23 protein-coding genes are annotated in these 25,050 nt (G+C 65.0%); 15 read left to right on the top strand and 8 right to left on the bottom strand.

Going from position 1 to position 25,050, the window contains the following annotated elements; all coding sequences use genetic code 11:
- Positions 1-24 precede the first annotated feature (24 nt).
- The 4 genes from B0I00_RS03525 to B0I00_RS03510 all read left to right on the top strand — a co-directional run bounded on the left by B0I00_RS03525 (position 25) and on the right by B0I00_RS03510 (position 3,981).
- The gene (locus tag B0I00_RS03525; RefSeq protein ID WP_100865940.1) at positions 25-969 is read left to right on the top strand and encodes a PRC-barrel domain-containing protein; all 945 of its coding nucleotides are present in this window, start codon (positions 25-27) and stop codon (positions 967-969) included.
- A gap of 158 nt (positions 970-1,127) precedes the next feature.
- Positions 1,128-1,442: an FtsB family cell division protein gene (locus B0I00_RS03520; protein WP_100865939.1), complete on the top strand. Its 315-nt coding sequence runs from the start codon at positions 1,128-1,130 to the stop codon at positions 1,440-1,442.
- Positions 1,443-1,505: 63 nt separating this feature from the next.
- Complete coding sequence (gene pdhA / locus B0I00_RS03515) at positions 1,506-2,630, top strand: pyruvate dehydrogenase (acetyl-transferring) E1 component subunit alpha (protein ID WP_100865938.1); 1,125 nt, start codon at positions 1,506-1,508, stop codon at positions 2,628-2,630.
- 1 nt (position 2,631) lies between these two features.
- Entirely contained in the window at positions 2,632-3,981 is a 1,350-nt protein-coding gene (locus B0I00_RS03510) for a pyruvate dehydrogenase complex E1 component subunit beta (RefSeq protein WP_100865937.1), read from the top strand.
- A 62-nt stretch (positions 3,982-4,043) separates the two neighbouring features.
- Here B0I00_RS03510 and B0I00_RS03505 read toward each other — a convergent pair whose 3' ends face one another.
- Genes B0I00_RS03505 through B0I00_RS03495 form a run of 3 tightly spaced genes read right to left on the bottom strand, consistent with a single transcriptional unit; the run spans position 4,044 to position 6,540 of the window.
- A complete protein-coding gene (locus tag B0I00_RS03505; protein WP_100865936.1) occupies positions 4,044-4,484 on the bottom strand; it encodes a TadE/TadG family type IV pilus assembly protein in 441 nt (146 codons plus the stop codon).
- Positions 4,481-4,933, bottom strand: coding sequence for a TadE/TadG family type IV pilus assembly protein (locus B0I00_RS03500; protein WP_100865935.1), 453 nt, complete (start codon positions 4,931-4,933; stop codon positions 4,481-4,483). The genes B0I00_RS03505 and B0I00_RS03500 overlap by 4 nt, the downstream gene beginning before the upstream one ends.
- Positions 4,930-6,540, bottom strand: coding sequence for a pilus assembly protein TadG-related protein (locus B0I00_RS03495; RefSeq protein WP_100865934.1), 1,611 nt, complete (start codon positions 6,538-6,540; stop codon positions 4,930-4,932). The genes B0I00_RS03500 and B0I00_RS03495 overlap by 4 nt, the downstream gene beginning before the upstream one ends.
- A 112-nt stretch (positions 6,541-6,652) precedes the next feature.
- Between B0I00_RS03495 and B0I00_RS03490 the strand changes: the two genes are divergently transcribed.
- A complete protein-coding gene (locus B0I00_RS03490; protein ID WP_100865933.1) occupies positions 6,653-7,285 on the top strand; it encodes a hypothetical protein in 633 nt (210 codons plus the stop codon).
- Between the two features lie 41 nt (positions 7,286-7,326).
- Positions 7,327-7,803: an EF-hand domain-containing protein gene (locus B0I00_RS03485; RefSeq protein WP_100865932.1), complete on the top strand. Its 477-nt coding sequence runs from the start codon at positions 7,327-7,329 to the stop codon at positions 7,801-7,803.
- Here the strand turns inward: B0I00_RS03485 and trmFO are convergent, their stop codons facing one another.
- Complete coding sequence (gene trmFO / locus B0I00_RS03480; protein WP_100865931.1) at positions 7,804-9,150, bottom strand: methylenetetrahydrofolate--tRNA-(uracil(54)-C(5))-methyltransferase (FADH(2)-oxidizing) TrmFO; 1,347 nt, start codon at positions 9,148-9,150, stop codon at positions 7,804-7,806.
- Positions 9,151-9,221: 71 nt separating this feature from the next.
- Here trmFO and B0I00_RS03475 point away from each other — a divergent pair, with 71 nt between their 5' ends.
- Both B0I00_RS03475 and B0I00_RS03470 read left to right on the top strand, forming a co-directional pair.
- A complete protein-coding gene (locus B0I00_RS03475; protein WP_100866474.1) occupies positions 9,222-9,905 on the top strand; it encodes a lysoplasmalogenase in 684 nt (227 codons plus the stop codon).
- 28 nt (positions 9,906-9,933) lie between these two features.
- Positions 9,934-10,878, top strand: a complete 945-nt coding sequence (locus B0I00_RS03470) for a CorA family divalent cation transporter (protein WP_100865930.1) — start codon at positions 9,934-9,936, stop codon at positions 10,876-10,878.
- A 12-nt stretch (positions 10,879-10,890) separates the two neighbouring features.
- On the opposite strand, the gene gyrA is transcribed toward B0I00_RS03470, so the two are convergent.
- The gene (gene gyrA, locus B0I00_RS03465; RefSeq protein ID WP_100865929.1) at positions 10,891-13,641 is read right to left on the bottom strand and encodes a DNA gyrase subunit A; all 2,751 of its coding nucleotides are present in this window, start codon (positions 13,639-13,641) and stop codon (positions 10,891-10,893) included.
- A 301-nt stretch (positions 13,642-13,942) separates the two neighbouring features.
- On the opposite strand from gyrA, the gene B0I00_RS03460 reads away from it, so the two are divergent.
- Positions 13,943-15,340, top strand: coding sequence for a hypothetical protein (locus B0I00_RS03460; protein ID WP_157812459.1), 1,398 nt, complete (start codon positions 13,943-13,945; stop codon positions 15,338-15,340).
- A gap of 52 nt (positions 15,341-15,392) precedes the next feature.
- Here B0I00_RS03460 and B0I00_RS03455 read toward each other — a convergent pair whose 3' ends face one another.
- Positions 15,393-16,046, bottom strand: coding sequence for a carbonic anhydrase (locus B0I00_RS03455; protein ID WP_100865927.1), 654 nt, complete (start codon positions 16,044-16,046; stop codon positions 15,393-15,395).
- A 68-nt stretch (positions 16,047-16,114) separates the two neighbouring features.
- Here B0I00_RS03455 and lipA point away from each other — a divergent pair, with 68 nt between their 5' ends.
- Together lipA and B0I00_RS03445 are read left to right on the top strand one after the other, a co-directional pair.
- On the top strand, positions 16,115-17,047 hold the full coding sequence (lipA, locus tag B0I00_RS03450; protein ID WP_100865926.1) for a lipoyl synthase: 933 nt from the start codon (positions 16,115-16,117) through the stop codon (positions 17,045-17,047).
- On the top strand, positions 17,047-17,508 hold the full coding sequence (locus tag B0I00_RS03445) for a type II toxin-antitoxin system RatA family toxin (protein ID WP_100865925.1): 462 nt from the start codon (positions 17,047-17,049) through the stop codon (positions 17,506-17,508). Before lipA ends, B0I00_RS03445 begins: the two co-directional genes overlap by 1 nt.
- Here B0I00_RS03445 and B0I00_RS03440 read toward each other — a convergent pair.
- Positions 17,469-17,966 (bottom strand): CinA family protein, encoded by a 498-nt coding sequence (locus B0I00_RS03440; RefSeq protein ID WP_232730097.1) that lies wholly within the window; start codon positions 17,964-17,966, stop codon positions 17,469-17,471. The genes B0I00_RS03445 and B0I00_RS03440 overlap by 40 nt on opposite strands.
- A gap of 67 nt (positions 17,967-18,033) precedes the next feature.
- Positions 18,034-19,179 carry a bifunctional 2-C-methyl-D-erythritol 4-phosphate cytidylyltransferase/2-C-methyl-D-erythritol 2,4-cyclodiphosphate synthase gene (locus B0I00_RS03435; protein ID WP_100865923.1) on the bottom strand — a complete coding sequence of 382 codons (1,146 nt, stop codon included), beginning with the start codon at positions 19,177-19,179 and terminating at the stop codon, positions 18,034-18,036.
- Positions 19,180-19,256: 77 nt separating this feature from the next.
- On the opposite strand from B0I00_RS03435, the gene dusB reads away from it, so the two are divergent.
- Genes dusB through B0I00_RS03415 form a run of 4 tightly spaced genes read left to right on the top strand, consistent with a single transcriptional unit; the run spans position 19,257 to position 25,041 of the window.
- Positions 19,257-20,276, top strand: coding sequence for a tRNA dihydrouridine synthase DusB (dusB, locus tag B0I00_RS03430; RefSeq protein ID WP_100865922.1), 1,020 nt, complete (start codon positions 19,257-19,259; stop codon positions 20,274-20,276).
- A 3-nt stretch (positions 20,277-20,279) separates the two neighbouring features.
- A complete protein-coding gene (locus B0I00_RS03425) occupies positions 20,280-21,368 on the top strand; it encodes a two-component system sensor histidine kinase NtrB (protein WP_100865921.1) in 1,089 nt (362 codons plus the stop codon).
- Entirely contained in the window at positions 21,365-22,771 is a 1,407-nt protein-coding gene (locus B0I00_RS03420) for a sigma-54-dependent transcriptional regulator (protein ID WP_100865920.1), read from the top strand. The genes B0I00_RS03425 and B0I00_RS03420 overlap by 4 nt, the downstream gene beginning before the upstream one ends.
- A 59-nt stretch (positions 22,772-22,830) precedes the next feature.
- Positions 22,831-25,041, top strand: a complete 2,211-nt coding sequence (locus tag B0I00_RS03415) for a sensor histidine kinase (protein ID WP_232730096.1) — start codon at positions 22,831-22,833, stop codon at positions 25,039-25,041.
- The last annotated feature ends 9 nt before the right edge of the window (positions 25,042-25,050 follow it).

The raw sequence follows: 25,050 nt of genomic DNA, 5'->3' as shown, positions 1-25,050 counted from the left end.
CGGAATTGAAGAAGGACAATTGCCATGAAAACTTTTGCCACCCTTTCGGCCGTCGCGCTGCTTGCCGTTACCACATCGGCCCACGCCCAGATCCTTGGCGGCCTCGGCGGCGGGCTTGGCGGCGGCATCAGCGCCGTTCCCAACCTGCCGCGCGTTCCCACCCTGCCGACGCTGCCGTCGGTTCCGAAGGCCCTGCCGAGCGTTCCCGCCATCGACGCCGGGGCAATTGCCAGAGGCACCGCGGCAGCGAACGGAGCCGCCAGCAAGAGCATCGACACCCGCTCGGGCAAGGCCTCGGCGTCGGGATCGGCCAGCGGTTCGGCTGCCGGTTCGCTCGGCAAGAGCCTGTCTGTCGGCGGCAATAACCTGACTGGCGCGCTCGCCGGCTCGGCCCAGGGCCAGGCCGGTGCTGGCGCGGACGCACAACTGATCGGAACCGACGCGGTTCGCGGCGCACTGGCCGGTACCAGGGACAAGGTCGCTGCGACCGGTTCTGCGGTCAAGGAACAGGCCACCGGCACGGTGGCGACCCTGCGCGACAACTCCAATTCCGCGGTAGCTAGCGGCGCTTCGCTCGGAACCTCGGTGACTGGCGCAGTGACCGGGACCGCTGGCGCGCGTGCCGGCAACTCCGGTGGTACGGCGCCGGGCGGCGAAACGGGCAACCTCGGCCTCGGTGCAGACCTGGCCGCTACTGCCAACGCGGCCGGCGGGCTGTCGATCACGCCGGGCACGACCGTGTTCGATACGGCGGGCGACAAGATTGGCAAGGTGCGCCAGGTCTTGACGGACGCCAAGGGGCGGATCACGGGCCTGCTGGTCAAGGCTGGCGATGCAACCGCGCTGCTGCCGGCCACGAACTTTTCGGCCGACGGTTCGCTGCTCGTCTCGGCGATGGGCGAAGCGCAGATCGAAAGCCTCGCCGCACAACAGGACGCCGCTGCGAATCCAGCCGCAAGCGGTTCGTAACAAACGAAAACCAGAGCGTGGGCGGCTGAGCGACCCCTCCCTCCGCTGATCAGCCCGACACGCCGATGCGCCCGGAGCTTCATGCCCCGGGCGCATCTTTTCGCGCGGTTCGACGTTTTGTGCTTGAACGATTGAATCATTTATGATTCTTAACCTCCATGCGGGGATCACGGGGCAAACCGAAATTGGCGAAGGAGCAGACGACTCAGGTCGTTGCGCTCTGCTGCCTGCTCACCATGGGCGGTCTTGCTCTGGCCGGGCCATCGGGCGTCCTGGCATGGAGCGAAAACAATCGCCTGCTCAAGCAGCGCGAACATGAATTGCAGGTGCTGATCGCCGAGCGTGACGAACTGCGCAATCGCGTGGCGCTCCTCGATCCCAACCACGTCGATCCCGACATCGCGGGCGAACTGGTCCGCCGCAATCTCAACGTCGTTCATCCCGACGAAATGGTGATGCTCCTCGACAAATAGGCCGGCTGGCGGCGTTCTGCGCCGTCCCGTCACAAAATACGTATGGGGCTGTTTCCCTTACGGATGCTTGCGCTTATAGGCGGGCGAACCAACGCTTCCCGGGGGATTCCTAAATTGGCCAAAACGCCGCCTGCAAAGAAGCCAGCCGCTCCCGCGGCTGACGATTCCACCTTCGCTTTGCGCAGCTTGCAAGAGGCTTTTGACGCCAGGCCGCGTTACGATGCCTCTGATGCCGACCTTCTTGCCTTCTATGAACAGATGGTTCTGATCCGCCGCTTCGAGGAGAAGGCGGGCCAGCTTTACGGCCTGGGTCTGATCGGTGGCTTCTGCCACCTCTACATCGGCCAGGAAGCCGTGGCAGTCGGCCTCCAAAGCGCGCTCGACACCGGCAAGGACAGCGTGATTACCGGTTATCGCGATCATGGTCATATGCTGGCGTATGGCATCGATCCCAAGGTGATCATGGCGGAATTGACGGGTCGCGGCGCCGGGATTTCGAAGGGCAAGGGCGGGTCGATGCACATGTTCAGCGTCGATCACAAGTTCTATGGCGGCCACGGCATCGTCGGAGCGCAGGTGCCGCTGGGCGCCGGCCTCGCCTTCGCGCACAAGTACCGCGAGGACGGCGGCGTCTGCATGGCCTATTTCGGCGACGGCGCTTCGAACCAGGGCCAGGTCTACGAGGCGTTCAACATGGCCGCCCTGTGGAACCTGCCGATCGTCTTCGTGGTCGAGAACAATGGTTACGCGATGGGCACGGCGGTCAAGCGCGGCTCGGCCGAAACCCATTTCTACCGCCGCGGCACGGCGTTCCGCATCCCTGGATTGGACGTCAACGGCATGGACGTTCTCGAGGTGCGGGCAGCGGCAGAAGTGGCGCTCGCCCACGTTCGCGAGGGCAAGGGCCCCGTGCTGATGGAACTCAAGACCTATCGCTACCGCGGCCACTCGATGTCCGACCCTGCCAAATACCGCACGCGCGAGGAAGTGCAGGAGATGCGCGACAAGCACGATCCGATCGACGCCGCCAAGGCCGAGCTGCTGAAGCGCGGCGTGAGCGAGGAGGCGATCAAGGATATCGACAAGCGGATCCGCGCCCAGGTGGCCGAAGCCGCGGACTTTGCTGAATCGTCGCCGGAGCCCGAGATGACCGAACTCTACACCGACGTCCTGGTGGAGAGCTATTGAGATGACCATCGAACTCAAGATGCCCGCGCTGTCCCCGACCATGGAAGAAGGGACGCTGGCCAAATGGCTGGTCAAGGAAGGCGACGAGGTTCGCTCGGGCGATATCCTCGCCGAAATCGAGACGGACAAGGCGACGATGGAATTCGAAGCCGTCGACGAAGGCAAGATCGGTGCGATCCTTATTCCGGAGGGGACCGAAGGCGTGAAGGTCGGCACCGTGATCGCCACGATCGGCGAGGGCGAAGCTGCCCCGACGCTTGCGGCCAAGACCGAAGCCGTCCCTGCCGCCGAAGCTCCTGCGCCTGCCGCAGCGGCGCGACCGGCGCCGGCGCTGCGCAAGGCCGATCCGGCAGTCCCCGCAGGCACCAACATGAAGATGTCGACCGTGCGTGAAGCGTTGCGCGACGCCATGGCCGAGGAAATGCGCCGCGACGACCGCGTCTTCGTCATGGGTGAGGAAGTGGCCGAATACCAGGGGGCCTACAAGGTGACCCAAGGCCTGCTCGATGAATTTGGCCCCAAGCGGGTAATCGACACGCCGATCACCGAATACGGCTTTGCCGGGATCGGCACCGGCGCGGCAATGGGCGGGCTTCGTCCGATCGTCGAGTTCATGACCTTCAACTTCGCGATGCAGGCGATCGACCACATCATCAATTCGGCCGCCAAGACCAACTACATGTCGGGCGGCCAAATGCGCTGCCCGGTCGTGTTTCGCGGTCCCAACGGCGCGGCGAGCCGGGTCGGCGCGCAGCACAGCCAGAATTACGGTCCCTGGTATGCCAGTGTGCCCGGCCTGATCGTGATTGCCCCTTACGACGCATCGGACGCGAAGGGCCTGATGAAGGCCGCGATCCGCAGCGAAGATCCGGTCGTATTCCTCGAAAACGAGTTGGTCTACGGCCGCAGCTTCGAACTGCCCGAACTGGACGACCACGTCCTGCCCATCGGCAAGGCCCGGACCATGCGTGAAGGCAGCGACGTGACCATCGTCAGCTACTCGATCGGGGTCGGCATGGCGCTGGACGCGGCCGAGGCTCTCGCCGGAGAAGGCATCGACGCCGAGGTTATCGACCTGCGCACCCTGCGCCCGCTCGACAAGGCGGCGATCCTCGCTTCGCTGGCCAAGACCAACCGCCTCGTCATCGCCGAGGAAGGCTGGCCGGTCTGCTCGATCGCCTCGGAAGTCCAGGCGATCTGCATGGAAGAGGGTTTCGATCACCTCGATGCGCCGGTCCTGCGGGTCTGCAACGAAGACGTGCCGTTGCCCTATGCCGCGAACCTCGAAAAGGCGGCGATCATCGATGCCGCCCGGATTGCGGAAGCCGTCCGCAAGGTTTGCTATCGCTGAAAACGGACGGGCCCCGGTGCGCGCTTGGCGCCCGGGGCCTGTATTCAGCCATGCTGTGCGAGCTAGATCGATTCCTTGACGAACAACGGCCGCGTATGTTCGATCTTGATCGCGCCGATGCTGGCAAAGCCCATCACGTTGGGCATCTGGTAGACGATCCGCAGCGACTTTTCGGTCACCTTCGAAATCGACTGCGTTGCGGAATCCGACACATAGACGGTCACGCCCGAACCGAGGAGCCCATAGGGGGCGGTCGTCGCGCGGCGGCGCGCTTCGATGGCTATCTCGCTGTTCGTCCTGCGGTTGCCATTCTGGTATTCCACCGTGGTCCATCGCCCGGTGTCATTGGCCGCCGACCGCACCGAGTTGTAGGCGCTCATCCACAGGCCGGCCTGAATGACGCCCAGCACCATGGTGATCAGCAAGGGCGCAACGAGCGCGAACTCGACCAAAGCGGACCCGTCGCTCCGCCTCGCGATGCGTTTGAGGAGCATCGCGATCATGAGACCTGCACCATGCGCGTAACGCCAAGGTTGATCGGCTTGCCGACGCCCATCTTGGTCCAGGTGGGATTGTAGGTGTCATTTAGCTTCAACTTGAGGAAGGTCGCTATGATTGCGTCCGCCGGGCATGTGGCCTTGTCGGTCACGTAGTCCGGGTCCTCGTTGCAGCGGAAGATGCGCTCGATGGTGATCTTGTCATCGGAAACCCCGGTTGAACGCTTGATCACCGCGCGCATGGCGTCGATCTGCGTCGTGTTGTCCGACCAGCCGGCAAGAGCGATCGACATCGCCTGGTCGGCGCCCGATTGAAGCTCGTGCTGACGCGCGACGACCTGGCTGACCTGGTAGGTGCCAAGGCTCATCAACAACAGGGCAGGGGTGACAAGCGCCGTTTCGACGACGGCCGTTCCGGCGTTGTCACGGAGAAGGCGGGCAAGGAGGCTGATCATTTGACCAGCCTGACCGTATCGGTCGATCCGCCGACCACGACGCCGCCGGTATCGTCCGTCGTCGCGCAGAAGCGCTCCATGTGGGCCGTGCCTTCGATGACGATTTGGGCGGCGGCGATGACGAAGCAGCCCAATGTCACCGTAGTAGTGCCATCGAAGGTCAGCTTGCTCTTCGGCAGGTAGACGGTGCCGTTGATGACCATGCCGGCCGTACCGTTGATCTTGTCATTGTCGTCACCGACGGAATTGCGGTCTTCGAAGATCAGCATGTCCTTGAGCGCGGTGGCCTGTGTGCCCGACATGTTGCCGTATTCGGGTGCGACCATTTCTTCGTAGGTCATCGGGCGCAGGAACACGTTGGAGCTGCCGTTGATGCGGATGCCTGCGCCGTTCTTCAGAACGAACATGACGCCATCGCCGATCAGCTTGTTGGTGGCGTTGATCGACAGAACGCCGCCGTCGATCACGTAGACCCCCTTGGCCATCGTGGTGTCGCACGAGATCTGGAAACCTGAATATGTGCCCGGCTTCGGATAGGCGCCGCCAACCAGGGTCTTTTCGGCGATCGAGGCGATCGTCCCGACTTCGACCGTGATGATGTCGGTCCGGGTGTAACCCGACTTGGTGAGCGTGACGGTGCCCATTTCGGTCGAGTTGTTGTCGATCACCTTCTGGCCGACGCGCGCCTGCTTGGCGACCTCGATCTGCCTCGTGTCGGTCGCATGGGTCAACAACACGCGGCTTCCGCTGGTCTTCCACGAGTTACCGTTGGTGCTGGTCATCACCTGCGAATAGCGGTCCGTCGTGACCGTGACGGCCGCGGTGTAGACCGTGCTCCCGGTCGTGCAGGTCAACGTTTGCGGAGTCGGATTGTCCGGGGGCGTCAACTTTGCGAAGGGATCGCTTAGGTCGGTCTGGTTTTCCCACAGTTCGGTCTTGCCGTCGTCGAAATCGCTGTCGATCCCGCCCTGCGAGACGATCCAGCCCACTTCGAACACGGCATTGCCGTTCTTGATGACCGATTCCTCGTTATCCGATAGCGCCGCTGCGCCGCAGCCGGTGACGATGTAGGCGTTGCCGCCGATGGTGATCGCACCGCGCGTTTCAGGATCGACCGCGATAAGGCATGACGTGAAAGAACGCCCCTGCTGGTAGACGGCCTGGGCCCGGGCCGAGATCGTCACGCCCTTCTGAGTCAGGAACGAGCTGAAGGGCAGCTTCTTGCTGGCGCTGAAACTGACAACGACGCTGTTGTCGACCGAACTGCCCAACCACTTGGCCGTGTTGACCGTCGGCGTTCCGGCGAAAGTGACTTGCTGAAGGTTTGCGCTCAGCTCCTGTTTCGCGCGCGTGACATAGGACGTTCCCTGGCTTCCGCCGACCAGCGACCAGGCCCCGGCGAGGGCGGCCTGATCCGCGGCATACTGCATCTCGCGTTTCCACATGTACCATTGCGCGGTGTCCACGCCGAGGCCGGCAGCACCGATCAGCGCAGGCAGCCCGGCCGCCACGAGCATGGTGGCGTTGCCGCTGGTCTGCCGCTTGAGGCGCTCCATCGATCGCTTGAAACTGTTCAGCATCGTGCCCCCGAATGCAAAATTGGCCATTCAACATGACGCGAATAGGGCATCACGGTTTTCCGTCCTTGAAGGAGCAAGGTTAACAACCGTTTAGCGGAGCCCCGTTTGCGGGCCTGTGTTCGGGCTGTATGAGGCGCGAATGAACGACACATCGATCCTCGACACGCTTCCGGTCGAGCAGCGCCTTGCGCTCGCCTATGCGCCGAGTGTGTCCAGAGGTGGCTGGACTGCCGGTCTGGCACTCGATGTGCGGCTCGCACGGATCGTCCTGTCGTCGCGCGAGACGATGCTGGGGCAGATCCGCCTGGCGTGGTGGCGCGATCGCCTGGCTGCGGATGCGCCGCCGGGCGGCGAGCCGCTGCTCAGACTGATCCATGCCTCGCAAGTCAGCCGTCGGGCTTTGTCTGCGCTGGTCGACGCGTGGGAAGAGGTCCTTCTCGATGCCGATGGCCAGCATGCCGAACCGCTTGAACACATTGCGGCTGCGAGAGCTGGCTGGATCACGGGGCTGGGCGGGACGGGCGATGCCGATGCCGGCCCTGCCGCCATGGCCTGGGCCCTTGCCGACATGTCGCGCATGCCATCGCCGCACGGCGCCCTGGCACAGGATCTGGCAGAGCGTGCCGATTGGCGCCGCCCGCGCGTGTCCCGCCCTCTGCGGCCGCTGGCGATCCTTCACGCGCTCGCCCGTCGTTCTCGGGGACGGGCTGGGTCGCAAGGCGGGCCGGCAACACTTTTGGTTGCGGCAAGGGTTGGCTTGCTGGGCGTTTAGACTATGTTTCCAGGCTTGCAACCGACGGGAATCGCTCGACAATGAACCGGATTGTGCTTGGCGCTGTGTCTGCCCTGCTGCTTGCCGCGTCGGGCCTGTTTTGGTGGCAGGGCCGCGCCGCAACCGAAGCCGCCGCCCCGCCGATGCCCCAGCCAGCCGGGAGCGAGGCCAGCGGCGATGCTGGCGAGATCGAGGAGATTCCGGAGGAGGACGGCGCGGGGCTGCGCGGCGCAAGGCTGCCCGAGGTCAACGAAACAACGCGCGAGGAGAAGCGCTTCAATCGGCTCGACGGTAACCGGGACAACCTGATTGCCCGGGGCGAGGCGCTTGCGCCACGGGTGGCGGCGTTCCGCAAGCTCGACAGCGATCGCAACAACCTGCTTTCGTTCGAGGAGTGGGCGGTTGCGACGTCGAATCGCTTCAAGAAGGCCGATGCCAACGGCGACGCACAATTGACCCGCGCGGAATTCGCGGCGACCAAGCCCAAACCGGTAAAGAAGCCGGCCTGCAAGTGCTGATCAGGTGCCTGCAGCCGCCTTCCATTCGGCAAGGTCGGCCTTGGCCCGCGCGGTATAGGCTTCCTTGCGGACTTTCTTTTTCACCTCGGCCGGAACCGGCGGAAACAGACCGAAATTGACATTCATCGGTTGGTAGCTGTCCGCCTCGGCATCGCCCGTTATGTGCGCCAGCAGCGCGCCCATGGCGGTGGTGCGCGGCAAGGCGGTCCATTCTTCGCCCGCAATCTCGGCTGCGGTCATCAGGCCGGCCATCAGGCCGACTGCGGCGCTTTCGACGTAGCCTTCGCAGCCGGTGATCTGACCGGCAAAGCGGATGTGCGGCGCGGATTTAAGGCGCAGCTGGCGATCGAGCAATTGCGGCGAATTGAGGAAGGTGTTGCGGTGCAGACCGCCGAGCCGGGCGAATTCGGCGTTTTCCAGCCCCGGAATGGTGCGGAACAGCCTGACCTGTTCGGCGTGTTTCAGCTTGGTCTGGAAGCCGACCATGTTCCACAGGGTGCCGAGCTTGTTGTCCTGGCGCAGCTGGACCACCGCATAGGGCCAGCGGCCTTTGGGAAACTGCTCGGTCGCTTCGTGCGGATTGTCGAGGCCGACCGGCTTCATCGGCCCGAAGCGCAGGGTGTCCTCGCCGCGCTCGGCCATGACCTCGATTGGCATGCAGCCCTCGAAATAGGGGGTGTTGGCTTCCCATTCGCGGAATTCGGTCTTGTCGCCGGTCAGCAACCCGTCGCGGAAGGCGAGGTACTGCTCACGCGTCATGGGACAGTTGATGTAGTCCTTGGTCTCGCCCTTGTCCCAGCGGCTCGCCATCCAGCACACGTCCATGTCGATTGTGTCGCGATAGACGATCGGCGCAATCGCATCGAAAAAGGCAAGGCTTTCCGCGCCGGTTGCCCCGCCGATGCTTTGTGCAAGGCTGGCCGCCGTCAGCGGTCCGGTAGCGACGATGGTCAGGCCGGCGACGGGCAGAGTATCGATCCTTTCGCGCACGACCGTAAGGCTCGGCTGTGCAGCAAGCGCGGCTTCGACCTCGCCCGAAAACACATCCCGATCGACCGCCAGCGCCGATCCGGCCGGAACCTGCGCTACGGCGGCCGCTGCCATGACCAGCGAATCGAGCTGGCGCATTTCGTGGTGAAGCAGGCCCACAGCATTCTTTTCGCTGTCGTCGGAGCGGAAGCTGTTCGAGCAGACCAGCTCTGCAAGGCCGGTGCCCTGGTGCGCCGGACTCATGTCGCCGCCGCCGCGCATTTCCGAAAGGCGCACGCGTGCGCCGCGCCGAGCCAGTTGCCAGGCTGCTTCAGATCCGGCGAGGCCGCCACCGATGATATGCACGTCGTAAGTCATGGCCAGCCCGCCTAGCCTTGCGCGCGGCAGATTCCAACGCCAAGCAGGCGGGAAGGGGGGAACAAACCGACATGCCCAAGCGCGCCTTGATCCAAAAACGGCCCTGGCTGGTCGCCAGCCTGGTCGCGTCCATATCCTATTATTTTGTCCGCAACGGCGCCGTGCCGGACCTGTTCGAGTGGCTGCTCAAAGGTGCGGGCGTCGCGCTGCTCGTGGTCTATGCGCTGGCGCGGCACGGGGGCAACGATTCGCGCACTATCGCGGCTGTCATGGCCTGCGGGGCGCTGGGCGATGTCCTGATCGAATACCGGATGGAAGCCGGCGCCGCCGCGTTCCTTGTCGGCCATCTGGTCGCGATGGCGCTTTACCTGCGCCACCGCCGGACCGCGCTTGCCGCCAGCCAGAGGCTACTGGCCCTTGTCCTGCTGGTCGCGATCCCGGTGATCGCCTGGTTGTTGCCGGCCGATCGCGGTGCCGCGCTTCCGGTTGCGTTCTACAGCCTCGCCCTTGCCGGCATGGTCGCCTGCGCCTGGACCAGCTCGTTCTCGCGCTACCAGGTGGGACTGGGCGCGGTGATGTTCGCTGTCTCGGACCTGCTGATTTTTGCCCGGATGGGACCCCTCGCGGACAGCATCGTCCCCAATCTGCTGATCTGGCCGCTCTACTACTTCGGCCAGTTCCTCATCTGCACGGGCGTTGTGGGCGAATTGCGCCGGCGCAGCGGTGCAACAAAGCACGGGATCCAAGCGTTATAGCGCCGCAATCGGGAAGGGCGCGTGGACTATGCAGATCCAGTTCTACAAGGCCAGGGGTCATGACCGCACGCTTGAGCCAAAGGATCTGGTGCGTCTGCGGATCACGTCGGACAGCCTGTTGTGGATCAACGCCACCCCGGCCGCGTTTGGCAAGCTCACGCTGCCCAAGGCGATCGACGCGGGCGCCGCGACCTGCCGGTTGAAGGATTTCGGGGTCCGCGTTCACGAGACCTTCTTCTGCGTCGCGATACCGGTCCTCAGCACCCGAAATGCCGAGAAGACGGAACTTCTCAATCTTATCGTCGGGCAGGATTGGCTCTGCTCGATCGGCGAGGGGAGGGCGATCGATTTCGAGGAGATGGTCCGCCACGAGGCGAACGACACGACCAAGGGCAACCTTACCGGAACGACCCTGGCCGCAGCCCTCGTCGCCGAGCATTTCAGCCGCGTTCACGACCGGATCCATGCAATCAACCGGGAAATCGACCGGCTTGAGGAAAGCGTGCTGACCAGTCGCGAGCGCACCAACACTCTCCAGGTCATGGCTGTACTGCGCCGCCAGGTTTCGCGCCTGCGCGAGCTGGTCGATGCCTACCGGGCGGTTATCCATGCGCTGACACGTCCGGATTTCCTTCCCGACATGGCACCGGACGACAAGGTCCATCTCGAGCATCTGCAGGCCGGCTACGAACGCCTGGAAGACGAAGTGGCCCGCCTGCGCGATACGGTCGTCGCAAGCTTCGAACTTTACGCCACCCGCGTCGCGCAGGACACCAACCGGCTGCTGCGCACCCTGACGTTCTTCACGATCGGCATCGGCGTGATCGGCGCGCTTGCCGGCATCTTCGGCATGAACTTCGAGACGCCGCTGTTCAAGGAAGGCCACTCCGGCTTCCTCATCGCCACCGTCGTCATGGGCGCGGTACTGGTCGGCACCGCGATCGTCGCCATTCGTTCCTACCGCAAACCTTGAAGGTTCGCGGCGTCAGGCGTCTCCCGCTTCGCCGATCACCGGTCCCGCTTCGTTCGGCTCCGCCGCATCCTCGTCATCGCCGCCGTCGTCGGCAAGGCGCACTGCGCTGACAACGTGTTCCTCGTCGGCGACGTTGAACAGACGAACACCGGCGCTGCCGCGGCCGATGACCCGAAGGCTTTCCAGCGGCAAGCGGATCAACTTGGCCTGGTCGGTCACCAGCATCAACTGGTCGGCCTGGCTGGCCGGGAAGCTGGCCACCACGGGTCCGTTACGCGCGATGTTGTCGATGTTGGTGATGCCCTGACCACCGCGTCCGGTGCGACGGTATTCGATCGCAGAGCTGAGCTTGCCGTAGCCATTGGCGCAGACTGTAAGGATGAACTGCTCTCGCTCGCGCAGGAAGGCATAGCGTTCCTGGTCGCGCATTTCGCCGTCCTTTTCCGGCTTCCACGGAGCGAAGCGCAGGTATTCTTCCCGCTCCTCCTGGTCCCTTACGCCGACGCGGTGGAGGATCGACAGGCTGATCACCTCGTCGTCGCCCTTCAGCGTCATGCCGCGAACCCCGGTAGAGGTGCGACTCTGGAACTCGCGCACGTCGTCTCCGGCAAAGCGTAATGCCTTGCCGCTGCGCGTGGCCAGCAGCACATCGTCGCCTGCCTCGAGCAGGGCGACGCCGATCAGCCGGTCCTCACTTTCGTCCTCGAAGCGCATGGCAAACTTGCCATTGCTGGGAACGTTGGTGAACAGTTCCATGCTGTTGCGGCGCACGTTGCCCTTCGCGGTAGCGAAGACGACCGACAGGCTGCCCCATTCGGCCTCGTCCTCGGGCAGGGGCAGCACGGTCTGGATCGTTTCGTCCTTGTCGAGCGCCGGGAGCAGGTTGACGATCGGCCGGCCGCGGGTTGCCGGTCCGCCCTCGGGCAGCTTCCACACCTTGAGGCGGTAGACTTTCCCTGCGGTCGAAAAGAACAGCACAGGGTTGTGCGTGCTGGTGACGAACATGGTCGTGACGACGTCCTCGTCCTTGGTCGCCATGCCGGCGCGGCCCTTGCCGCCGCGCGCCTGGGCGCGGAAGGTCGAAAGCGGCGTCCGCTTGATGTAGCCGTCCATTGTGACCGTCACGACCATGTCGTCGCGCTCGATCAGGTCCTCATCCTCGATCCCGTCGGCGGCGGCGGTGATCTGCGACAGGCGGGGCGTCGCATAGGCGTCGCGGATCGCGGTCAATTCCTCGCGCATGACGCCATAAAGCTTCACGCGGTCGGCCAGGATCGAAAGGTATTCCTCGATCGCGGCGGCCAGTTCCTTAAGCTCGTCGCCGATCTCGTCGCGGCCCAGCGCAGTCAGACGGTGCAGGCGCAAGTCGAGGATCGCCTTCACCTGCACTTCGCTCAGGCGATAGGTCCCGCCATCCTGCTCGGCACTCGGCTCGATCGCTTCGACCAGGCGGATGTACTGCGCGATCTCGCCGATCGGCCATTCGCGGCGCAGCAGCGCCTCGCGCGCGGCCGCCGGATTGGGTGCGCCGCGGATAATCCGCACCACTTCGTCGAGGTTAGTGACCGCGACCACCAGGCCGAGCAAGATGTGCGCCCGATCGCGCGCCTTGTTCAGTTCGAACTTGGTGCGGCGGGTGATCACTTCCTCGCGGAAGGAGATGAAGCTGGCGATGATGTCGCGCAGGGTCAGCACTTCGGGCCGTCCGCCACGGATCGCCAGCATGTTGGCCGGGAAGCTCGACTGCGCAGGCGTGTTGCGCCACAGCTGGTTGAGCACGACCTCGGGCGTCGCATCGCGCTTAAGGTCGATCACCACGCGCACGCCAAGCCGGCTCGATTCGTCGCGGATGTCGGAAACGCCTTCGATCCGCTTGTCCTTGGCCGCTTCGGCGATCTTCTCGACCAGGCCCGATTTGCCGACCTGATAGGGAATGCTGGTCAGCACGATCGAGCGACGGTCGCCGCGGCCTTCCTCGACCTCGTGCTTGCAGCGCATGATGATGCTGCCGCGGCCTTCGGTATAGGCTTTGCGAGCACCGGATTGGCCCAGGATCAGCGGCGCGGTGGGGAAGTCCGGCCCGGGGATAATCTCGAACAGCTCTTCCGACGTGATGGCAGGCCGGTCCATGTAGGCCAGACACCCGTCGATCACTTCCCCCAGGTTGTGAGGCGGGATGTTGGTCGCCATGCCGACCGCGATGCCACCCGCACCGTTGACCAGAAGGTTGGGGAAGCGCGCGGGCAGCACCGTCGGCTCCTGCCGCGATCCGTCGTAGTTGTCGCTGAAGTCAACCGTATCCTTGTCGAGATCGTCGAGCAGCGAATTGGCGACGCGGGCAAGGCGCGCCTCGGTATAACGCATCGAGGCTGGCGGATCGGGGTCCATCGAACCGAAGTTGCCCTGGCCGTCGATCAGAGGCAGGCGCATCGACCAGTCCTGGGTCATCCGTGCCAGCGCGTCATAGATCGCACTGTCGCCATGCGGGTGGTAGTTGCCCATCACGTCGCCGACGATCTTCGCGCTCTTGCGATAGGGTCGGCCGGCGACAAAGCCACCCTCCTGACTGGCGAACAGGATGCGACGGTGGACCGGCTTCAAACCGTCGCGGACGTCCGGCAGGGCGCGCGCCACGATCACGCTCATCGCGTAATCGAGGTAGCTGGTCTTCATTTCATCGACGATGTCAACGCGCTGGAACTCGCCTGACGGACCTATCGGGTCCGGGCCGATGGAATCGATGGTGTCGTTGTCGTCGCTCACGCGCAAAAATCGCCGGTTGTTAGCGGGAAGGGTTTCGTGGTTGACGCCCTAGGACAAGGCGGCGGGGAAGGCCAGCGCGGCGGCGCCTGCGGGCCCGATTCCGGTCCCGTTTTCCACACCTCGCGCAGCAAATCTGAACAAAGCGGCCAAGGGTTATTCAAATGTGGTTCACCGCTGCGACCCTACTGCGCCCGCCTGTTGCCAAACGGGCGAATCCCCGCCATTTGGCGTTCGATAAGTTCATGGTTGCGAGAGGATGGGGAATGGGCCCTTCCACGCCGCCGCACAGGAGATGATTGTGATGTTCCGCAGTTCGTATCTCACCCGCACGGCGCTCGGCGCAGTTCTTGCTCTCGGGATCGTGGGCGCCAGCCCCGCGGTGGCCAAGGAGAAGGAAAAGGCCGCCCCCGCCCAGGCCAAGATCACGCTGAGCAAGCCGGCCATAGCGCTCTACAACCCGACCAAGGCCGCGATCGACAACGCCGCCAAGCGCCCCGACGTGATCCAGGCCAAGGCCGCGATCGCCCAGGCCGCCGCTGCGGTCAACGCCGCACGGACCAAGGCCGCGCGTGATACCGCCCGCACCGGCTATGACGCCGCTGTGGCGGCGCTCGGCAATCTGCTCAGCGCCGAAAAGGCCCAGCTCGAACAGTTCCGCGCCGCCGGCACCACGCCTGACGACAAGATGATCTATGGCCAGCTCGCCTTTGCGCTGGGCAAGGTTGGCGATGATCGTTCGCTTCAGCGCACCGGCCTTGCGGCCTCGGTCGAAAGCGGCAAGTTGCCTCCCGAGCAGGCGGCGGAATTCAACTACTTCGTCGGCGCGCTGTCCTACGACATGCGGGACTATGCCGCCGCGCGCACGGCGCTGTCGGCTGCGCAGGCGGCCGGCTATGCCAAGAACGACATCGACAGTCTCCTGGCCGAAGCTTTCATCAGTGAAGGCAAGGCTGCGGAAGGCCTCGCCATCCTGCAGAAGGCCGTAACCGCCAAGGGCGCGGCTGCGCCGGAGGACTGGCTGCGCCGCGGCGAAGTCGTCGCCTACCAGGCGAAGCTGGCCGACCAGGCCGGGTTCTTCGGCTCGCGCCTCGTTGCCGGTTACCCGACCACGCAGAACTGGGGCCTGTCGATCGCCGTGCTGCGCGACCTGGCCCGCTATCCCTCCCAGGACATGATCGACCTGCTGCGCCTGATGGATCGCACCAAAAGCTACATGGAAGCGCGCGATTACATCGAATACATCCAGGCCGCCGACCCCCGCCGTTCGCCGGGCGAAGTGATGAAGATCATCAACGCCGGCGTTGCTTCGGGCAAGCTGACCGCCTCGGACCAGACCGTGAGCGAGGCACGGACGATCGCGTCGGGCCGTGTCGCCGCGGACAAGGCGTCGCTCGCCGGGCTGGAGCGCGATGCGCGTGCCGGCGCCGCCACGGCAACTATCGTGATGGCGGCGGCCGACGCCTATCTCAGCTATGACCAGCCGGCCAAGGCAGCCGAACTGTACCAGATCGCGCTGGGCAAGCCGGGCATCGATACCGCCCGCGCGCTGACCCGCCTGGGCATCGCGCAGGTTGACATGGGGCAGACCGCTGCGGCGATCGCGACCTTCGCCAAGATCGAAGGCGCGCGCAAGCCGATGGCGGCGCTGTGGACGGCTTATGCCAACAGCAAGACGGCAGCCGCGCCGGCCGCGCAGTAAGGCTTCGTGAAGTTGTAAAGGCAAAGGGCGGCGAGCAATCGCCGCCCTTCGCTTATGCGGCGGGCAAAAACTCGTCGGTCGTCTCGTCGAGCAGGTGCAGAACACCGTCCGAGATGGCGAAGAACGCGCCGCGCAGGGTCAGTTCCCCGTCGCGTTCCTTGCGCCGGACGCAGGGAAAGGTGCGCAAATTGGCAAGGCTCTGCCGGACGCCGGCCAGCTCCATCGCGCGCTCGGCTTCGTGACCGTGGGTACCGTGCCTGGCCACCACCGGTTCGCGCGCCTCGTCCAGCAGGGCGATCCAGTCGGCGATGAAGCCGCCTTCACCGGGTTCGGTTCCATGCAGTTCGCGGGTCAGCGCGGCCTTGCAGCCGCCGCACAGGCCATGTCCCATGACCACCACTTCCTTGACCTTGAGGACCTGCACGGCGAACTCCAGCGCTGCAGACACCCCATGGTGACCGGGCGTGGTCTCGAACGGCGGGACCATGGCCGCGACGTTGCGCACCACGAAGATCTCACCCGGCGCCACGTCGAAGATCTGGGCCGGATCGACCCGGCTGTCGGAGCAGGCGATGACCATGACTTCGGGCTGCTGGCCCTCGTTCAGCATGGCCCAGCGCTCGCGATTTTCCGACCAGCCGTGGGTGCGAAATCGGCGATAACCCTCGACCAGGCGATCGAGGACGGGAGGGGCGCTGTCAGTCATGGACAGGGCTATTGGCGGGATATTTTCACGCTGGCAAGCCGCAGCGCAAAGGCCTAGAGGGCCAGATCATGAACGATCTCTCCTCCGCACCGAAGAGCGAACGCCAGCGCAAGCCCGACTGGATCCGTGTAAAGGCCCCGACCAGCAAGGGTTATGGCGAGACGCGCCAGCTCATGCGCGATCTCAAGCTCAACACCGTGTGCGAGGAAGCAGCCTGCCCCAATATCGGCGAATGCTGGACCAAGAAGCACGCCACGGTGATGATCCTGGGCGACGTTTGCACGCGGGCCTGCGCCTTCTGCAACGTCAAGACCGGGATGCCGCGTACCGTCGACCCGCTCGAGCCGGAAAACGTCGCCGTGGCGGCGGCCAAGCTGGGGCTTGAGCACATCGTCATCACATCGGTCGACCGTGACGACCTGCCGGATGGCGGGGCCGGGCAGTTCGTCAAGGTCATCGAAGCGCTGCGGCGCAACACGCCGTCGACCACGATCGAAATTCTGACTCCAGACTTTCGCGGCAAGATGCGAGAGGCGGTGGAGGCGATCGTGGCCGCCGGGCCTGATGTCTACAACCACAACCTCGAGACCGTGCCGCGGCTCTATCCGACGATCCGCCCGGGCGCGCGCTACTATGCCTCGCTGCGGCTGCTGGAAGAGGTAAAGCGCCACAACCCGCTGATTTTCACCAAGTCGGGCATCATGCTGGGCCTCGGCGAACAGCGGCTGGAAGTCCACCAGGTGATGGACGACATGCGCAGCGCCGGGATCGATTTCCTGACCATGGGCCAATACCTGCAACCCACGCCCCGGCATACCGCGGTGATCGATTTTGTCACGCCGCAGGCGTTCAGCGCCTATGGCGCGATCGCGCGGGCCAAGGGTTTTCTCCTGGTCGCCTCGAGCCCGCTGACCCGGTCGAGCTATCACGCCGGCGACGATTTCAAGGCCATGCGCGCCGCGCGTGAGGCGCAACTGGCCAAGTCCGCGTCGCGCCCCTGATGCCGGGCATCCGCGAAGTGCGCCGGCTGCCCTGGTCGGCACAGCAGATGTACGACCTGGTTGCCGATGTCGGGCGCTACGCCGAATTCCTGCCGTGGGTCGTCGCAACACGGGTCCGGTCCGACAACGAGACCGAAATGGTCGCCGACATGATGGTTGGTTTCAAGGCGCTGCGCGAGAAGTTTACCTCGCGCGTGATCAAGAACCGTCCCGAGCGGATCGAGGTGATCTACGTCGACGGCCCGATGCGGGACCTCGACAATGTCTGGCACTTTCGCGCCCTCGACGATGGCGGCTGCGAAGTGGACTTCTGCGTCGACTTCACCTTCCGCAACGCCGTTTTCGAAGCGCTGGCCGGGCAATACTTCGACCGCGCCTTCCGCAAGATGGTCAATGCTTTCGAAGCGCGTGCCGAGGCGCTTTACGGGAGCAGCAGTTCGAGCGCGAACAGCGCCGCCTGATGACGGATTTCGGCTCTGTTTGAGCCGCATAGGCGGCGTTCTTCGGCAACAGCCTGTTCTTCGGGCTCACCCTTCACGGCGCGGGCGAAGACCACTGTGCCGACAGGCTTCTGCGCGCTGCCGCCGTCGGGACCGGCAATGCCGCTGATTGCCACCGACACGTCGACCCGGGTGCGCGAAAGTACACCCTGCGCCATGGCCCAAGCGCAGGCGATCGACACCGAACCGAAAGTCTCCATGATGTCGATCGGCACGCCAAGCAACTCGTGCTTGGCGGCGTTCGAATAGGCGACGATCCCCCGGTCGAACACGGCGGAGGATCCCGGGATTTCGGTCAGCGCTGCGGCAACGAGCCCGCCTGTGCAGCTCTCGGCCAAGGCGACGGTGCGACCGACCGCGCGATTTTCGCGCACGACGCGTTCGGCAAGTTCGACAAGGTCGGCGGGGAGAAGGGTCACGCGGCGATTTCCATTATATAGCGACTCGTGAGCCCCGCATGGTCCGGTTGCAACCGAAAATCCATCGTCATTGTGCAACCAGAACCGCAGCGGCCTGGGCTGCGATGCCTTCGCCGCGCCCGGTAAAGCCAAGTCGTTCCGTCGTTGTCGCCTTGACGCTGACATCGCCGACTTCGATCTGGAGCAGTTCGGCCAGCCGCTCGCGCATGGCCAGGCGGTGCGGCCCGATCTTCGGAGCCTCGCAGATCAGGGTCACGTCGACGTTGCCGATACGGTAGCCTGCCTTGTCGGCAAGGGCGACGGCGTGGACCAGGAACCGATCGGACGACGCACCGCGCCATTGCGGATCGCTGGGGGGAAAATGGCTGCCGATGTCGCCATCGCCGATCGCACCGAGGATCGCATCGACCACGGCATGAATTGCGACATCGGCGTCGCTATGCCCGGCAAGGCCCTGACTGTGTTCGATTTTTACGCCGCACAGCCACAGCTCCTCGCCGGCGGCAAGGCGGTGGACGTCGAAGCCGGTGCCAATCCGCACCGGGCGCGTGGCGGCGAAGTCGGCGGCATATGTCAGCTTGTGCAACAGTTCGTCTCCTTCGACGAGCGCCACCGCCAGTCCTGCGGCCTGAGCAACCTGCGCATCGTCGCCGGCGGGATGGTCGCCCGTCCAGGCGCGATGGGCGGCCAGGATGTCGGCGAAGCGGAAGGCCTGGGGCGTCTGCACGCGGCGCAGTTCCTCGCGTCGGGCAGGAGGACCCATTTCCTCGCCCTGCACGTGGGCAAGGCTGTCGACCACGGGGAGCACCGGGATCGCGCCGGGGCAGCGACCGAGTGCCGAGACCAGCCGCTCTACGACACCCGGCGTGACCAGCGGCCGGGCCGCATCGTGGATGAGGACCAGGTCGGGCGTGTCGCTGGCCAGCTCTTCCAGCGCGCGGCGCACGGATTGTTGCCGGGTCGCGCCACCGGCGACAAGGCGCACCGCGTCGATCCCGGCCAGCGCCTCACCGGCAAGGTCCTCGGCGCCGTCGGGGATCGCTACCACAATGGGCCTGCAACCGGCGGCTGCCAACCGCTCGGCCGAATGGCGCACGACGGGCTTGCCGCGCCACATCGCGAACTGCTTGGGCAAGGGGGTCCCGGCGCGCAGACCCTGGCCTGCGGCAACGATCACGGCGGACAGAGAGGAAGTGGGCGAGGGGGCATTCATCGGTAATGCCGGTAAGCGCTTGCCGCGCGCGCGGCAATTCCCTATGTGCTGCCCAATTTTTAGGCACAAACCGATCAATGAATCCGCTTCTCCCCCCTCCGCCGCGTCTCGATCCGATCCGGGTCGGACCCGTGGCAATCGACTGTCCGGTCATCCTCGCGCCGATGACCGGGGTCACCGACTTGCCGTTTCGCCGCATGGTGCGACGCTTCGGTTCGGGCCTCAACGTGACCGAGATGATCGCCAGTCCGGCCGCGATCCGCGAAACACGCCAGTCGGTCCAGAAGGCCGCCTGGGACCCGGCGGAAGAGCCGGTTTCGATGCAGCTTGTCGGCTGCGAACCGGCGCAGATGGCCGAGGCCGCCAAACTGGTCGAGGACCGCGGCGCGGCAATCATCGACATCAACATGGGTTGCCCGGTGCGCAAGGTCGTCAACGGCGATGCCGGTTCCGCGCTGATGCGCGAGCCCCGGCTTGCGGCGAGCCTGATCGAAGCGACGGTCAAGGCGGTCAAGGTGCCCGTTACCGTGAAAATGCGCATGGGCTGGTGCCATGACAGCCTGAACGCCCCGGAACTTGCGCGCGTGGCCGAGGATCTTGGCGCGCAGATGATCACGGTCCACGGCCGGACTCGCAACCAGATGTACAAGGGCAGTGCAGACTGGGGCTTCGTCCGCAAGGTGAAGGAGGCCGTGACGATCCCGGTCATCGTCAACGGCGATATCTGCGGAATCGAGGATACGGCCACCGCGATCGAGCAATCGGGTGCCGATGGCGTGATGATCGGGCGCGGAGCCTATGGCCGGCCGTGGTTCCTGGCGCAGGTCATGCATTGGCTCAAGACCGGCCAGCAAGTCGCTGATCCGACGCTCGAAGAGCAATTGTCACTGATCCTTGAGCATTACCAATGGATGCTCGACCTTTACGGCGAGGACACGGGGGTCAAGATGGCGCGCAAACACCTTGGCTGGTACACGCGCGGGCTGCACGGCTCGGCGACGTTCCGCAACATGGTCAATTTCGTCGATGATCCCCGTGTGGTGATGGACCACCTGAGTGCATTCTACGCCCCGGCTATCGAAAGACAGGCGGCCTGATCGATGGATCCGCAGCGCCAGCTCTCCAGCTTGCCCTTCGCGGTGGTGCTGCTGGCGCCGGACCGGACGATCAGCGTCGCCAACCCGGCAGCAGAGCAACTGTTCGGTCAGAGCCTGCGCCGCCTGCAGGGGCGCCCGCTTGATGGCGTCCTGACCTTTGCCGAACCCTTGCTGGCCGAAAAGCTGGCCGAGCCGGACGCCACCGTTTCGGCGCGGGCGACGGACGTGACGGTCGCCGGACAGGGGCAGCATCCGCGGCGGGTCGACGTTATCGCCGCGCCGCTGGTGGACCAGCCGGGCTGGCAGATGCTGACCTTGATCGACATCGGCGGTGCCGAGGCGATGCGCGGCGATGCCCCCGCTGGAGAGGAAGGAGTGCTGCGCGCACCTGCGATTCTTGCGCACGAGATCAAGAACCCGCTGGCCGGCATACGCGGCGCGGCGCAGCTCCTTGGCCGCAAGCTGGGCGAGGGCGATCGCACCCTGACCACTTTGATCGCCGACGAGGTCGACCGGATCGCAAACCTGATCGACCAGATGCAGACGCTGTCGCGCAGCACCGCGCCCGATCTGGCGCCCTGCAATCTGCACGAGGCCGTCCGGCGCGCGCGCGCGGTGATCGAGGCGGGTGGCGCCGCGCCGACGATCATCGAGGAATTCGATCCCTCACTCCCGATGGTGATGGGCAACGTCGATGCGCTTGTTCAGATCCTGCTCAACCTGCTCGGCAATGCTGCCGATGCCTGCCGCGACGGCAGCAGCCCGCGGATCGCCATCCGCACGCGCTTTGCCAGCGGCCTCCAGCTTCACCCCAGCGCTGACGGTCGCCCGGTGCGGCTACCGATCGAATTGCGGGTCAGCGACAACGGACCCGGGATAGATCCTGCCTTGCGCGAGCATGTGTTCGAGCCGTTCGTGACCACAAAGCTGAGCGGGCAGGGGCTTGGCCTCGCGCTCGTAAGGCGCTTGGTCCGGGACATGAACGGGCGGATCAATCACGACCGCGATGAAGTCACGGGACTGACCCACTTCCGCGTTCACCTGCCCATGGCCGAAAGCCCGCGCCGTTCCGTCAGGGAGCGCGCGGCATGAGCGTGCTGCTGGTCGAGGACGACGATTCGATCGCCTTGGTGATCACCGCCGCGCTCGAGGCTGAAGGCTTCGAAGTGGTCCGGTGCGATTCGATCGCCGAACGCGATCGACTTTTGAGCCAGCAGACCTTTTCGGCCCTGGTTACCGACGTCATGCTGACCGATGGCGACGGGATTGCGACCATCGGTACGGTGCGCGACCTGGCGCCTGCCATGCCGATCATCATCCTGTCGGCGCAAAACACCCTCGATACGGCGGTGCGGGCCAGCGATACGGGCGCGTTCGAATACTTCCCCAAGCCCTTCGACATCGACGAACTGGCGCGGACCGTCCGCCAGGCCGTCGGCAGCGGGGCGGCTGAGGCCGGGCCAGGCGACGAGCAGCCGGTCGCCGGTCTTCCGCTGGTCGGGCGGAGCGCACCGATGCAGGCGGTGTACCGCATGATCACGCGGGTGCTGCGCAACGACCTTACCGTCCTCGTCCTTGGCGAGAGCGGCACCGGCAAGGAACTGGTCGCCGAAGCGATCCACCAGCTTGGACAGCGCAAGGCCGGCCCCTTCGTGGCCGTCAACACGGCGGCGATCCCGGGCGAACTGATCGAAAGCGAGCTGTTCGGCCACGAGAAGGGCGCCTTTACGGGCGCGGTTGCCCGCCACGCCGGCAAGTTCGAGCAGGCCCAGGGCGGCACCCTGTTCCTCGATGAAATTGGCGACATGCCCATGCAGGCGCAGACGCGACTGTTGCGTGCCTTGCAGTCGGGGTCGATCCGCCGGGTCGGCGGGCGCGAGGAGATCAGTGTCGACGCGCGCATTGTGGCTGCGACCAACCGCGACCTCGAACCGATGATCGCCGCCGGAACCTTCCGCGAGGATCTCTATTACCGGCTCAACGTCGTTCCGATCACGCTGCCGCCGCTGCGTGAACGGGCGGACGATATCGCCGCCCTGGCACGCCATTTCCTGGCGCTTGCAGCCGGAGAGGGCCTGCCACGGCACAGCCTTACGGACGATGCAGCGGCCTTGCTCGGCAGGCAGCATTGGCGCGGCAATGTGCGCGAATTGCGCAACTTCATCTATCGCCTGGCGTTGCTCGCCCGCGAGGATGTGATCGACGCAAGCGCACTGACCCCGCTGCTGGAACCGATGCGCGGAGACGATCCGCGAGGTCCGGCAGGGCTCGACACGGCGGTCGGTGATTGGCTGACGGACGTCAATCCGGCCCCGGGCGCGATTTACGATGAAGCGCTGGCCGCGTTCGAACGCCCGCTGTTCGTTGCGGTCCTGCGCCGGACGGGCGGTAACCAGCTTCGCGCTGCGCAGGAACTGGGGATCAACCGCAACACGCTGCGCAAGCGGTTGCAGGAACTGGATATCGATCCCTTGCAAGTCGCCCGTCCGGCCTAAGCGCCGATGGTCGGAAAACTCTTGCACCGGTGCAACAGTGGTGTTGTAACTGGGCAACGATGCAATTGCTGAGCGGCACCTCTGGCAACAAGCCCTGGCCCCGGTGGTGGCGCCGGGTGCAGATTGCAGCGCGCCGCGCGAATTTCTTCGTCGTCATGTTCGCGGTGGCGGTCGCGGCCTTCGTCACAATGAGCGTCGTGACCTGGTACGCGCTGTTTTCCCAGTCCGAACGGGGTGAGCTCGTCCCTTCCAACCTGACCGCCGCACTGCTCGTCGGGACGCTGGTGCCCGCGATGACCATCGTCGTGCTGATCGGCCGCTACCTGGCGCTCAAGCGATCGTCGGAACTGGCTGGCGGCGGGGGGATGCACGTCCGCCTGGTGTTCTTCTTCTCGATGATCTCGGCCGTGCCGACGCTGCTCGTGGTGGTCTTTGCCTCGTTCCTGTTCCAGTCGGGCGTCGAATTCTGGTTTTCCGACAGTTCGCGCGGGATGCTGGAGAACGCCAACAAGCTGGCGCGCGGCTATTCCGAGCAGATCCACCGCGACATGGAGTACGAAAGCCTTGCCATGGCGGCGGACCTGCGCGACGAGCTTGGCGCCACGCCGATCGCCAGCGCCAAGTTCCAGGACGTTTACCTGTTCCAGGTTCTGAACCGCAAGATCAGCGAATCGACCATCCTGCAGAAGGGTGCCGACGGCACCTTGCACAAGGTCGCCTTTACCCGCGGCGAGGCGCCCTTGACCGAGATTTCGGGCGAAGCGATTGGCCAGATCGACAAGGGCGAGGCGATCGTCATCAATTCGAGCGCCAATTCGATCCAGGCCGTGACGCCGATCGACCGGCGCACCGGCACCTATCTCTACACTTCGCGCAAGTCGGACTTGCTGTCTTCAGGGCAGGCGTCGAACATCGTGCGGGCCTATGACCAGCTGACCAAGCGTGCGCGCATCCAGCAGCTGCGGTTCAACATCCTGCTGTTCATCGCCAGCCTGGCCCTGGTCGGCCTGTCGGTGTGGTTCGCGCTGCGCTTTGCCGACCGGCAGGTGAAGCCGCTCTACGACCTGGTCGATGCGGCGCGCCAGGTCGGGGCGGGGGACTTCTCGATGCGGGTGGAAGGGCGCACCGGGGCCGATGAAATCGGCCTGCTCAACCGCGCCTTCAACCGCATGACCCAGCAACTCGAGCGGCAGACGCTGGACCTGCGCGGTGCGAACCAGCAACTCGATGAACGACGCGCCTTTATCGAGGCGGTGCTCGATTCGGTCACCGCCGGCGTCATTTCGACCGACGCGAACGGTACGATCCTCCTTGTCAACGGCTCGGCGCAGAAGCTTTTGCTGACCAAGGACCAGCCCAATCCGGTCGGACGGAAACTGGCCGAGATTGCACCCCAGCTCGCTGGCCTGGCAGAAAGCGGTCGGCAGGGCGGGGTCGTACAGTATTCGCGCCTGAGCGAACTGTTGACCCTGGCGGTGAAGTCCACGCGCGAGCCGAGCGGTTATGTCATCACCTTCGAGGACATCACCCGCCAGCTGCTCGACCAGCGGCAGGCGGCCTGGTCGGACGTCGCGCGGCGGATCGCGCACGAAATCAAGAACCCGCTGACTCCGATCCAGTTGGCGACAGAGCGTCTCAAGCGCCGCTATGCCAAGCTGATCACCGCCGATGCCGAATTGTTCGACGAACTGACTGGCACGATCATCCGCCAGGTCGGAGACCTGCGCCGCATGGTGGACGAATTTTCTAGTTTCGCCCGCCTGCCCAAGCCCGTCTTTCGTGGCGAGGATCCGGTCGACCTGGCGCGACAAGCACTGTTCCTGCAGGAAGTGGCGCGGCCGGACATAAACTTCGATTTTGCCGCCAACGGATCGATCGGGATCATCGCCTGCGACCGCCACCAGTTCGGTCAGGCCATGACCAACGTCCTCAAGAATGCAGTCGAAGCTATAGAGGCGCGGCAGAAAGTCGCGGACACCGATTACCGCGGCCGGATCGCCGTCGCGCTGACCGGCACGGACGAGGACGTGATCGTGTCCATCGCCGACAACGGCGTCGGCTTGCCGCTGGACCGCGAACGCATCGTCGAGCCCTATGTGACTACCCGCGAGAAGGGCACCGGACTTGGCCTCGCCATCGTCAACAAGATCGTCGAGGAGCATGGCGGCGAGATGACCTTCATCGCCGGTCCCGTCGATGGAACCATCGTCACCCTGCGCTTCGCCCGCGACCCGCTCTCCGCCCAGACCAAGTCGGAAGCTGCCGAATGACCCCCGAAA

It is taken from the genome of Novosphingobium kunmingense, assembly GCF_002813245.1.
In the GTDB taxonomy this organism is placed as follows: Bacteria; Pseudomonadota; Alphaproteobacteria; order Sphingomonadales; family Sphingomonadaceae; genus Novosphingobium; species Novosphingobium kunmingense.
Note: the sequence above shows the minus strand (reverse complement) of the source record. Positions and strands in the feature narration are given on the sequence as shown.